The organism is Paenibacillus zanthoxyli JH29, from assembly GCF_000520715.1.
In the GTDB taxonomy this organism is placed as follows: Bacteria; Bacillota; Bacilli; order Paenibacillales; family Paenibacillaceae; genus Paenibacillus_AQ; species Paenibacillus_AQ zanthoxyli.
The window spans coordinates 1-11,822 of sequence record NZ_ASSD01000696.1; the positions used below are offsets into that span (position 1 = coordinate 1).

Sequence of the window (11,822 nt, forward strand, 5' to 3'; positions counted from 1 at the left end):
TCCCGCACGCCAGCCAAGCGGTAGGGGCCAGTCCCCCTTCATCATACAGACTGCCCATGAAGAAAGGCCCCAGCACTCTGCCGACCGCTCCGATTCCGCCGGTCAGCCCCAGATAGAACGGAGCGCCCCGGTCGGCATGCTCCGAGATGAACGCCGGCATCGCCGGAGAAATGAGCATCTCTCCAAGCGTCGTCAGCAGCATCGCCAGCAGCATGCCGCTGTAGCTTGGCAGCGTCAGAATGACGGCATAGCCGCTAAGGTAGAAAAAAGCGCTCGCCGTCATTTGCGCCGCCGCTTCGGCTGCGAACCAGCGCCTGATCAGGCTCACCAGCGGCTGCGCCGCGAAGATCAGGATGCCGTTAAGCGTCCACAGGAAGCCGTAATATTTCTTCGGCAGATCTTCCGAAATAATGAACGGCGACACGCCCGTATTCCAGATGGAGTTGCCGATCAGCAGAAACAGCGACCCGAGAGCCATGAACAGATAAATCCGGGTGTTGCCCAGCAGCTTCCAATTAGATACCGGCCGTGACTGCGCCTTCTTGGACTCAGCAGGAACGGTTCCTTGCACGCCGCTTGCTTTTCTCAGGTAAACAAAGAAAAAAGCGGCAAATAGAGCGGAAGTCGCGCCATTCATCACGAAGCTCAGCATATAGGAAATATCGGCCAGAAATCCGCTCAGCGCCGTTCCGACCGCGACTCCGATATTGTTCGCGACATAGACGATATTGAACAGCTCGGCCCGCCGCCCGGCGAACCGGAAGCCGATAAACGCCTGAATGGCCGGCATGGACAGCGAATTGAACAGACCGACGAGGCCCATTGCAATCATGAACGCCGTCCAATTGGCGCTGGCTGCAGGGAGAGCGAACAGAGTCAGCGCATTTAGAGCAAGTGCGCCGACAATAAGCTTGCTCACCCCGACCTTATGATACAGAGAGCCTCCGAGCAGCTGCCCGGCAATGCCGCCAAGCGATTGAATCAGGATGACGAGTCCGGCGTCCTTCATGCTCCGTCCGAGCTCGTCAAATACATACATCGTAACAAGCGGCCACATCAGCGCGCTGCCGGTCGCGTTAATCAAGCTTGCAATTAAGAATACCTTGACTTCTCTAGGATAGTTGTCCAAAAACCTCATCTGCCTATACATCCCCTGTAATCTACATGTCAGTTAATGCTATCTAGTATTACGCCTAACTGACGCTTAGGGCAAGCCTGTGCATTGACGCTTTAACGCAGCTCAACTTGGACCGTTGCGGAGAAAAAGGTCGCTCCCTTCCCCATATCGCTCAGCCGGTCCGGGGTAAGCACATTGCTCCGCTGCGGGCGATCCTTTCCTTCCCACCATAGCCCCTGGCTGATGACGGTGCCGGGCAGCATCCGGTCGGTTACCGCCGCCCAAATCTGTATCATGCCGCGATCATTATACACTTTGACCTCATCCCCGTCGGCAATTCCCCGCTCCGCCGCATCCGTGGGATGAATTTGCAGCGTGGGCCTCTTCTCCAGACTTTGATGCTTACTGATGTTGGAGAAGGTGGAGTTAAGGAAATTATGGTTCGGCGGCGATATGAACATAAGCGGGTATTTATCCCCTTCATCCGGACGCCGGATGCCGTCAAAGCCTTCGACAAGTGGAGTATAGGTTGGCAGCGGCGGCAGTCCCGCATTCTCCATCGCCCGGGAGTACAGTTCAATTTTGCCGGATGGCGTGGGCAGGTTATCCAGATACCGTTCTTTAGGCGTCATATCCAGTTTGACATGCCGCTCGGCCTTCAGCCGCTCCAGTGTCACTCCGTTCAGATACGGATTGCGCGGATAGTCCAGCGCCTCGCGGATCATGTCCTTCTCGCTTTGCCCGAAGGCTTCCTCGTCAAAGCCCATGGCCTTTCCCAGCAGCGAAAACAGCTCGACGTTGCTCTTGCATTCTCCCGGGGCTTGTAACACCGGCTCCTGAAGCTGGATATAATGATGCCAGTAAGAACTGTACAAATCGGTATTCTCAAAAGTCGACGTTGCGGGCAGCACAATGTCAGCGTATTTGGCCGTATCGGTCAGAAAAAGATCATGCACGACCGTGAACAGGTCTTCGCGTGCGAATCCGCGCCGCACCCGATCCGCGTCCGGCGCGACGACGAGCGGATTGCTGCAGTAGACGAACAGCGCCTTTATCGGCTGCTCCGTCATTTCCAGCGCTTCGCCGATCTGGTTCATATTAATGCTGCGCGCCCGAGGGTTCGGGCGAAGGTCAGGACGCTCCAGCGCCCGGGAATTCATCCCGGCATACCCGCCGTTGCCCTTGGTCGCGCCTCCCCCCGTCTTCAGCCACTGACCGGTCAGCGCCGGCAGACAGGCGATGCTGCGCACCGCCATGCCTCCGTTGTCGTGATGCTGAAGCCCATTGCCGATGCGGATAAAAGACACCGCCGCCTCTCCGTAAAGTTTACCCAACCGTTCAATATCTTCAGCTGGGATGCCCGTAATGGCCGCCACGGCCTCCGGCGTATACTCTTCCGCCTGCTTCCGCAGTTCTTCATGCCCCACCGTGTAAGTCTTGAGGAAATTCGCGTCCGTCATCCCGTCGCGGAACAAAATATGCATGATGCCGAGCACCAGCGCCGCATCCGTCCCCGGATAGAGCGGCAGGAACCAGTCGGCCCACTGCGCCGTGCGGTTATTATGAACATCGATGACGATGATCTTGGCGCCCTTCTTCCGGGCCTGCTCGGCCAGCACAACCTGATGCATATTCGTACTGACGATATTTCCGCCCCAGACGATGATCAGATCGGCGTTCACTGTATCCTCCGGGCTTGTCCCGCCGTTGAAGCCCATTGTATATTTCCAGCCCGCACTTCCGGCTGAATTGCAGATCGTCTGCTCCAGACGGCTTGCTCCAAGCGCGTTGAAGAACCGGCGATCCATGCCCTCTACACTGAGAACGCCCATATTGCCGTAGAAGCTGTAAGGCAGAATGCTCTCCGGCCCGTATTCTTCCGACAGATTGCGGAATTTGCCGGTAATCTCGGCAATCGCCTCGTCCCAGCCGATCGGTTCGAACGCCCCCTCCCCTTTGCGCCCCGTGCGCCGAAGCGGGGTTGTCAGCCGATCGGGATGATGGACGCGCTGCGCCATATTCCTGACCTTGTTGCAGATGGCTCCCCTCGTAACCGGATGCTCGGGATTTCCTTCGACTTTTACAATTTTTCCATCTTTCTTATGCACAAGAAGCCCGCAAGTGTCGGGACAATCCAGCGGGCATACCGCCGAAAATACACCGTTCTCCAATTTCTCCATACCCGCAGCCCTCCTTATTTTCACTGTTGTTATTGTATAATCTAACGTTCTCTTGCGCAAAGGCGAATTGTGCAGGGAAACTGATTCATTCCGGCAATTGCCGGGTAATAGAAAGCATGAAATACTCCCTATTGACTTCGCCGTAAGCATCGGTTTCGTTCCCCCGGACCGTTGGCTGTTACGGCGAACTTTGTTTTGTCGTAATTGTCTGCCGTATACCAAGAAGAAACGGCTGCGCCGTCCTGTTAGGGACGGTATCGTTTCTCGTAGAAATATAAGGCAAATGATAAGCGCGTAGCTTATACTTTCTTATATTTGGACATAAAAAGGCACCGTTCCACTGGGGACGGTACCTTTATTTAGTCGGATATTCTTAAAATTTAAAGTCGATTATTGCCGTAAAATCTCAGGAATTATGCGTGTTTCTTCACGCCGGCGGCAGCCACGCTGTCCAGCGGTTGAACCGCTGCAGGGGATTTGCGCAGGTAGGCGTTCCAGTAGGCTCCCGCAACAAAGAGGGCTCCGCCTGTCAGGTTGCCCAACCAGACCGGCACGAAATTGCCAAGGTACTGTCCCCAAGAAAAATGGCCTTCGAAAATGGCCGCCGGAATCAGGAACATGTTGGCGACAACGTGCTGGAATCCAATGGCGACGAACGCCATGGTCGGGAACCAGATACCGAAAATTTTGCCGCTGAAATTGTCGGCGCCGTAGGACAGCCAGACCGCCAGCGCGACGAGCCAGTTACAACCGATACCCGAGATGAAAGCCTGGAGGAATGTAGCGTCCAGTTTGTGTTCCGCCAGATCAACCAGCTTGTCAAGATAGACACCGTCGGCGGTCAGACCCACGACATGGCCGAAGAAATAAGCCACAAACAGTGCTCCCACAAAATTGCTCAACGTAATCAGAATCAGATTCTTAATTGTCTCTCCGAACGTAATCTTCTTGGAAAACCATGCGAGCGGCACTGCCATCATATTGCCGGTCAGCAGTTCGCCCCCTGCCAGAAGTACGAGAATGAGCCCGACCGGGAACACCGACGCCCCGATAAAGCTGGCGATGGACCCCCATTCCTTCGGTGCGCTGGCAATGACGCGAATATCAAGCAAATACCCTAGAGCGATGAACGCTCCTCCCAAAAAGCCAAGGATAAGCACGGTGAGCAGAGGGTTATGAGCCTTCTTGATTCCGTTCTCCACCGTCACTTCGGCTATTTGCTGCGGTTTGTTATAAGCCATTGTTCCTGTCCCCTTCTAATATTTACTTTAAATTTTTCCTTTAGGTCTCATTGTAGCGTTTCGCCCCTCACATTTACGTGATAATTATCACTTGAGAAAAATAACAAGTGAAATTTTTCACTTCTCGTGTCAAACTTTAAATCGCTTCCGTTAAGTTGGAAAATTTAGGTGTGCGGATACGAGTTTATTCCTGCGCATAAGCAAAAAACCGGGGCCGTCGGCCTCCGGTTTTCAAGCGATATTTTCGGTAACATGTATTTAAATGCGGGAAATTTATCCGTTTATACTCTGACCGGCTGTCTGCTCTCTACAGTCTTCGGCAGCGCCTGAAGGCCGACGGTGTTAAGGAAGTTCCACGGCTTGTTATAATGCGGCTGGAAGAAGAAATCGATGAAGGCAAGCTGGTCGACCGTCATGCCGTTCTGAATGCAGACCGAAATCGTATTGATCGACTGTGTCAGATCCGCCTTAGACATGATCTGCGCTCCCAGAATACGGCGCGTGCAGCGTTCAAAGACTACCTTGAGCTGAACCGCCTCGAAGGTAGGCATGAATTCCGGACGGTAGTTGTCCGTAATCATCACTGCTTCGGCGTCGATTCCCTCGTTCTTCGCGGCGGTTTCGGTTAAGCCGGTTCCGGCAATGTTGTCCTCGTAAATTTTGATGCCCGAAGTACCTTGGGTGCCCATATATGGAATCGTGTTGCTCACCAGATTGCGGGCAACCAGCGTACCCATCCGTACGGCGTTGGTCGCCAGCGGGATATAGGCTTTTTTACCGGTTGGATTGTAGTGAATCGCGCAGCTGTCTCCTGCTGCAAACACGTCCGGAGCGCTGGTGCGCATATACTCGTTCACGATAATCGCTCCGTTGCCGAGCATTTCGACCTGCCCCTTCAGCAGTTCCGTATTCGGACGGAAACCGATGCAGAGGATGACCAGATCGGCCTTGTATTCGCCTTTGTCGGTAACGATTGTCGTGACTTTACCGTTCTCGCCTTTGAAGGAGCTGACCTTTTCACCCAGCGCCAATTCAATGCCGTGATCCTTTAGAGACTGTTCAATCGGATTCGTAAACTCGGGGTCAAGATATTTGCTCAGAATGCGCGTCTCGGCGTCGATCAGTGTAACCTTTTTACCATTAAGCTGGAATGCCTCGACCAGTTCGACGCCGATGTAGCCTGCTCCAACAACTGCGATGTGCTTGGCGTGCTGCGCTTTTTCGATAATCGTGTTGGAATGTTGGAAGTTTTTCGAAAGTACAATGTTATCCAGTTCAATTCCCTCAAGCTTCGGCATAATCGGCCAAGACCCTGTCGTTACGATCAGCTTGTCGTAGGTATCGTCGAATTCCTTGCCTGTGCTTAGATCCCGGGCGTGCAGCGTTTTGTTCTTCGTATCAACGGAGACTACCTCATGGCGCATTTTGGTTTTGACTCCAAGCTCGGCCAGCTTCTCCGGGGAGGAATAGAACAGCCCCTGCGGGTCCTTCACCACGCCTCCGACATAAAGAGCAATGCCGCAAGACAAGAACGAAATGTTGTCGTTTCGCTCATACACGGTAATCTCGGCCTCCGGGTACAGCTGGGCTGTGTTGACAATCGCGGCGGTTCCTGCGTGGGTACAACCGATAACGGCTACTTTCATGATTTCTTCCTCCTCCAATTTTGAAAATTCTCTTTTTTATGGGATATTAAGTGAGTGTGACTTATTTCACTTAATGCCATCATTATATTGTGATGATTATCACGTTTCAACCCTTTTTCTATTCTTTTAACAAATCGTTCACATTTAAACAATATTAGGCAGTTCCGAAAAAGTTTGTTTTAGTTTACCCGCTTGCCCGGACATTATGTCAGTAACAGGCTAAAGCAGCCGCTCTTTCGGTACACCGTCTCATCAAGCGATTTGCAGGCGGCATGGGGGGAATTCAATCTTTCCGTAAAAAAAGCCTCCGAATTCGCTGGCGAACCCGGAGGCTTAAATTTTATACAAAGTGTTAAAAAATTCACATTATAAAAGACCGATCAGTGTGCCTTCTCTGTCAATCTGTATACCCTCGGCGGCAGGCTTGGCCGGCAGTCCCGGCATCGTCACAATGCTGCCGGTGATCACAACGGCAAATCCCGCTCCCAGTGAAAGCGTTATGTCGCGAATCTGAACCGTGAAGCCCTCGGGCGCTCCAAGCAGGCGCGGCTGGTCGGAGAAAGAATACGGCGTCTTGGCCATGCACACCTGCAGATGGCTTAAACCGAGCCTTTCGATCAGCGCCAGACTGCGTTTGGCCGCCGGACTGAAGGCGACATCGGCGCCGTGGTATATTTCTTTGACGATTTTGCCAATCTTAGATGGGATGTCCAGATTGTCTTTGTACAGCGGCGCATAAGCGGAGGTATCCGATCCGGACAACAGCTTCTTGAGCGCGGTTGCCAATTCCAGCCCTCCAGCGCCGCCCTCGGCCCATGCCTTGGAAATGGCGACAGGCACATTTAGACGGCGGCAGGCCGCCAGCACTTCCTGAATCTCCGCTTGGCTGTCGCCTTCAAAATGATTGAGAGCCACCAGCACCGGAACGCCGAATTTCCGCAAATTCTTAATATGCCGCTGCATATTGGAAAGTCCGGCAATCAGCGCCGCCCGGTTCCCGGCATAAAGCTCACTTTTAGGGACACCGCCGTTATACTTCAGCGATTTTACCGTAACGACCAGTACGGCTGCAGAAGGCTTAAGGCCCGCCTGCCGGCATTTGATGTCCATGAATTTCTCCGCTCCAAGATCGGCGCCAAAGCCTGCTTCCGTCACGACAACTTCGCCCAGTTTCAGCGCGTAACGGGTGCCGATCACACTGCTGCAGCCGTGCGCGATATTGGCAAACGGTCCGCCATGCACGATGACCGGCGTTCCCTCCAGCGTCTGCACCAGATTCGGCTTAATCGCCTCTTTCAGCAGGGCGGTCATGGCGTCCACCGCTTTCAGACTGCCCGCCGTCACCGGCTGTCCTTCGCGGTCATAGCCGATCAGCATCCGGCCAAGGCGTTCCCGCAAATCGGCCAGATTATCGCATAAGCACAGCACGGCCATGATTTCGGAGGCGGTGGTGATCAGAAATCCGCTCTCCCGGACCGTCCCGTTGCCGTCGCCAAGCCCTGTCACGATGCTGCGCAGACTGCGGTCGTTCATATCCATAACCCGTTTCCATACGATCTTCTGCGGGTCCAGCCCGAGCTCATTGCCCTGGAATATATGATTGTCAATCATGGCCGACAGCAAATTATGGGCGGATGTCACCGCATGGATATCGCCCGTAAAATGCAGGTTGATCTCGTCCGCCGGAATAATCTGCGCTTTTCCGCCGCCTGTCGCCCCGCCCTTCATGCCAAGACAAGGACCAAGCGACGGTTCCCGCAGCGCAGCCACTGTCTTGACGCCTGCTCTGTTCATGGCCTGTGCCAGGCCGATCGTCGTCAGCGTCTTGCCTTCCCCCGCAGGGGTAGGGTTGATCGCGGTGACCAGCACCAGCTTGCCGTCCGGACGGCCCTTGATCTCATCCCATAGGGATGGAGCCAGCTTGGCCTTATATTTGCCGTACAATTCCAGATGATCTTCATGAATTCCCGTCTCTGCCGCAACTTCCGTAATTAATTTCATGCCCGTATACTAACCCCCTGAAACATAATTTCCTAAACCTGTCCGCCAGCTATCGTATTTCATCAGCATGCCGTACATTAAGCTTCTTATTACAGGATACAAGGTCTTCGAGAAGCGTCAAGCCTTATTTTCAGGCTTTATCCCGTTATCTAATTAACTCCATACGACAAGAAGAAACGGCTGCGCCGTCCTGTTAGGGACGGTATCGTTTCTCGTAGAAATATAAGGTAAATGATAAGCGCGAAGCTTATACTTTCTTATATTTTGAAAATAGCCTTCCGGAAAGGGAAAACTAGGGGTTCCGGAAGGCTTTGCCGCAGGTGCACAATTACCGGCCGCGATGCTTGTCCTTCGCTTTCTTGCGGGCAATCTCGCGTTTGCGTTCGGCAAGCTCCTCTTTGCGGGCTTTGTTCATCCGGGATGATTCCAGCTTGCGCTTCGTAAGTTCCAGCCTGACGGCTTCCTGACTTAACGTGCCGCTGCCCCGGCCCCGGGATTCTCTGCCCGCTTCCCTCGCCCGCCGCTTCGGGTTGCCGACGCGCAAGGCCGGCTTGGGGACGGCCACTCCGCAGGATAGACCGTCCGTTACCTCTTGAAGCCGGTAAAGGACGAATTCCCAAATTTCCTGCGGCGATGGCTCCGCGCCAAAGACGTACCTTCCGGCCTTGACGGCTCCGTTCTCTTCAATTTCAACAATTCCAACCCAAAACGGATCTTCGTAAAATACCGTTAATTTCACCGGTATTCCCCCTCTTTTCAAAAATACGAAACGAGGGACATCCCGAGGGGGAAGGTTACTGACATGGAGGTATTGGCGGCAGGCTACAACACGATATGCATATTTCTCGCTGCACCGCTTCCATGCGTCCGGACTACCGACCGGAGCCGTGTTTTTACGTTTCCTTCCCATCTTACCTTATATTTGGCGAATTTCAACAGTGGAAAGGCGGCAGGACGGCTGTCAGGACGGAAACATACGCGGGGTCAGCCCGCAGGCTTCCGCGATCAGCCGATACGACTTCAGCTTATCCGAAAAGCGGTGCATCACAGTGCCGATCATCACTTCCTCGCACCCGAACCGGTCGCCGAGGTCGTGCAGCTGATTTCTGATCTCTTCCGGCGAGCCGACCAGCATGGACCTGCGGTTCTCCTGAACGATATGCTTTTCGTAAGGGGTGTACGGATGAGACAGGGCGTGCTCCACGGAGGGGGTCGGCGCAGATACATGCGTCTTGTCCAGCAGAACCGCTGAGAGGTCCATACTGGAGGCCAGCCGGTCGGCCTCTTCCGCCGTCTCCGCGCAAGCCGCGAACACGGCGATCATTCCTTGGGGCTTAAGCGACAACGGCGATGGGCAAAAACGGCTGCGGTAGGCTGCCATCGCCTCTCCCCTATCATGCGCGTTAATAAAACGGGCAAAAGCGAATCCCGGTCCAAGCCCGGCTGCCAATAATGCGCTGTCCTTGCTTGAACCGAGCAGCCAAATTTCCGGCACCGAGCTGCCGGTTGGCATCGCTTGAAGCCCTGCGAAGCGGTGATGCAGATCCGCCCCGTCATGCAGATAGGCTATCAGATCCTTGACCTGCACGGAAAAATTGTCCGGGTCCGCCTTTCCATATTCCTGCAAGGCCCGAACAGCAAGAGCGCCTCCGCCGGCGGCCCGGCCAATCCCCAAATCGATCCGCCCGGGATATAGAGCCTCCAGCACGCGAAAATTCTCCGCGACCTTATATGCGCTGTAGTGCAGCAGCAGGATACCGCCCGAGCCGATCCGGATAGAGGAGGTAACGGCTGCCAAATGCGCGATAAGCACCTCCGGACTTGACCCGGCAAGACCGGGCGCAAAATGATGCTCGGCCACCCAGAAACGGGAATAGCCGAGCTTTTCGGCCTCCTGAGCCAGGATGGCGGTCTGCGCAAGCGCCTCGGCCGGCGTGCTGCCCTCCGATACCGGCGACTGGTCAAGCACACTGAGCTTAATCATAGGCAGACACCCTTTCCGTGAAACAGACGACGGACCCCTTGCAAAAGGCTGCTGTCATCTTTTTCTTTAAATTCGCTTGTTTATGTATTATAGCTGCCGGTCCATGACCTCAAAAAACCCTCTCGGCAAGCCGGAGAGGGTTGAACGCTTGATTCTCTCTTTTCTTAGACCCGTTCGGACAACGCCAGCTTAACCAGCATGGAGGCCAGCTTGCTGCGCTCCTCTTTGCTTCCGACCCTCCACAGCTCCAGAAGCAGCATCTCCTCACTGTTGCGCGGTTCCTCATGAGCCGCCAGGTAATCCGCCACTTTCTCCGCCGCCTGAGCTAACTGTGCCTCGCCGAAGCCGATTTTTCTAGCCAATTGAATCCGCTTGCTTAAGTAAGTACGGAATGCGTCGAAATTGCTCAATATTTCTTCCCTTTGCCCGGGTTCGATCCGATTGAGTGTTTCCTTCACCAGTCCGATTGCCACGCCACCGTCTTTGCTCACAACATGGTTATGCTCGGACATGTCGCCAGCCTCCTTTAGCGCTAATAGCGGTTTTACCACTACTTAACCGGACCGGGTAAAGGTGAATCAAGGTCAAACCTTATTTGGATACCGGCACAACGTTATAATATTCCTCCAGCGTAATGCCTCGTTCCGCGATGGAACGGGCGGCCTCCTTGCCCACATACCGAACATGCCAAGGCTCGTACATATAACCCGTGACGGCTTCCTTGCCTTCCGGATAACGGATGATAAAACCATACTCCGGCGCATGCCGCGCCAGCCAGTCCGCTTCCTTCGTTCCGGCAAAACAGCTCTCCGCCGCGCATGTGCCGTCCTTGCCGGAAAGGTCGATCGCGAGGCCCGTCTGATGCTCGCTATGTCCGGGGACGGCGCTGTAGGTGAGCGCTTTATCCTCTCCGTCCCGCTCTGCATAGGCGTTGAACAGGCCCTGCTGCGTCTTCTCGGAGCGATAGGCGGAAACCCCCGCCAAATACACGCCGTCCCGCTTCGCGCCCGCGAACATCTCCTCAAGCGCATGAGCGGCTTCCTGGCGCATCATCCGCTTTTCGATCTTTTCCTTAAATATAAACGGAACGTCGGGATATACCAGATCGGCCGGCTTGTAGTTATCGGGCAGCCCGTACTGCTTGTTCACCATGACGCCGATGCTGTCCGGCTCCGTCGCTGCAAGCTGGGCCTCGCCGCCGCCCTGCGCAGCCGGGGAGGCTGACGGGGCCGGCGATTCGCCAGCAGACTGGGTCCCTCCACCGCTCTGCCCCTCCGGGGAAGCGGAAGGAGCGGGCGATACACCCGGGGGCTGGGCCGCCGCGCCATTCAGGTCCGGCTGATTCACGGATGCGGCCCCTCCGCCAATAGATCTTGCCGGTGATGTATATTTCCCTATTCCCCAGCCGACGGCGATAACAGCCAGGAACAGGAGGGGAATCCATAAGTTTCTGCGCATGATGCTGTTCCTCCTTCATAACCGGTAAAACTGAAGTCTATCTATATAGACAGGCCTAAGGCGGCAAATGTTGCAGCCGCCCCCCATGCAATTCCTACCAGGCCAGGTTGTCGTTATCCTGGCCCCGCTTATCGGCCGCGTCTGCCGCCTTTACGGCCCACTCCGCCGCTGCGCCCGCTCCCGCCCCGGCCGCCT

The 11,822-nt window shown here is 54.9% G+C and carries 9 protein-coding genes; all 9 read right to left on the reverse strand.

What is annotated here, in order from left to right:
• A partial coding sequence (locus L691_RS0126785; RefSeq protein WP_025693264.1) for an MFS transporter occupies positions 1-1,138 on the reverse strand: 1,138 nt, incomplete at its 3' end.
• 92 nt (positions 1,139-1,230) lie between these two features.
• Positions 1,231-3,297, reverse strand: coding sequence for a molybdopterin-containing oxidoreductase family protein (locus tag L691_RS0126790; protein ID WP_025693265.1), 2,067 nt, complete (start codon positions 3,295-3,297; stop codon positions 1,231-1,233).
• A 413-nt stretch (positions 3,298-3,710) separates the two neighbouring features.
• Entirely contained in the window at positions 3,711-4,538 is an 828-nt protein-coding gene (locus L691_RS0126795) for a formate/nitrite transporter family protein (protein ID WP_025693266.1), read from the reverse strand.
• Between the two features lie 281 nt (positions 4,539-4,819).
• Positions 4,820-6,184, reverse strand: coding sequence for an FAD-dependent oxidoreductase (locus L691_RS0126800; protein ID WP_025693267.1), 1,365 nt, complete (start codon positions 6,182-6,184; stop codon positions 4,820-4,822).
• 366 nt (positions 6,185-6,550) lie between these two features.
• On the reverse strand, positions 6,551-8,185 hold the full coding sequence (locus L691_RS0126805; protein WP_025693268.1) for a formate--tetrahydrofolate ligase: 1,635 nt from the start codon (positions 8,183-8,185) through the stop codon (positions 6,551-6,553).
• A 328-nt stretch (positions 8,186-8,513) separates the two neighbouring features.
• Positions 8,514-8,924: a YjdF family protein gene (locus tag L691_RS0126810; protein WP_025693269.1), complete on the reverse strand. Its 411-nt coding sequence runs from the start codon at positions 8,922-8,924 to the stop codon at positions 8,514-8,516.
• A 222-nt stretch (positions 8,925-9,146) separates the two neighbouring features.
• On the reverse strand, positions 9,147-10,169 hold the full coding sequence (locus tag L691_RS0126815; RefSeq protein ID WP_025693270.1) for an LLM class flavin-dependent oxidoreductase: 1,023 nt from the start codon (positions 10,167-10,169) through the stop codon (positions 9,147-9,149).
• Positions 10,170-10,333: 164 nt separating this feature from the next.
• Positions 10,334-10,681: a DUF3243 domain-containing protein gene (locus L691_RS0126820; protein ID WP_025693271.1), complete on the reverse strand. Its 348-nt coding sequence runs from the start codon at positions 10,679-10,681 to the stop codon at positions 10,334-10,336.
• Positions 10,682-10,760: 79 nt separating this feature from the next.
• Positions 10,761-11,627, reverse strand: coding sequence for a M15 family metallopeptidase (locus L691_RS0126825; protein WP_025693272.1), 867 nt, complete (start codon positions 11,625-11,627; stop codon positions 10,761-10,763).
• Positions 11,628-11,822 lie beyond the last annotated feature (195 nt).

Coding starts and splice junctions, on each gene's coding strand:
- L691_RS0126790 (WP_025693265.1), bottom strand. CDS start 3,297: ATGGAGAAATTGGAGAACGGTGTATTTTCGGCGGTATGCCCGCTGGAT.
- L691_RS0126800 (WP_025693267.1), bottom strand. CDS start 6,184: ATGAAAGTAGCCGTTATCGGTTGTACCCACGCAGGAACCGCCGCGATT.
- L691_RS0126825 (WP_025693272.1), bottom strand. CDS start 11,627: ATGCGCAGAAACTTATGGATTCCCCTCCTGTTCCTGGCTGTTATCGCC.
- L691_RS0126820 (WP_025693271.1), bottom strand. CDS start 10,681: ATGTCCGAGCATAACCATGTTGTGAGCAAAGACGGTGGCGTGGCAATC.
- L691_RS0126805 (WP_025693268.1), bottom strand. CDS start 8,185: ATGAAATTAATTACGGAAGTTGCGGCAGAGACGGGAATTCATGAAGAT.
- L691_RS0126795 (WP_025693266.1), bottom strand. CDS start 4,538: ATGGCTTATAACAAACCGCAGCAAATAGCCGAAGTGACGGTGGAGAAC.
- L691_RS0126815 (WP_025693270.1), bottom strand. CDS start 10,169: ATGATTAAGCTCAGTGTGCTTGACCAGTCGCCGGTATCGGAGGGCAGC.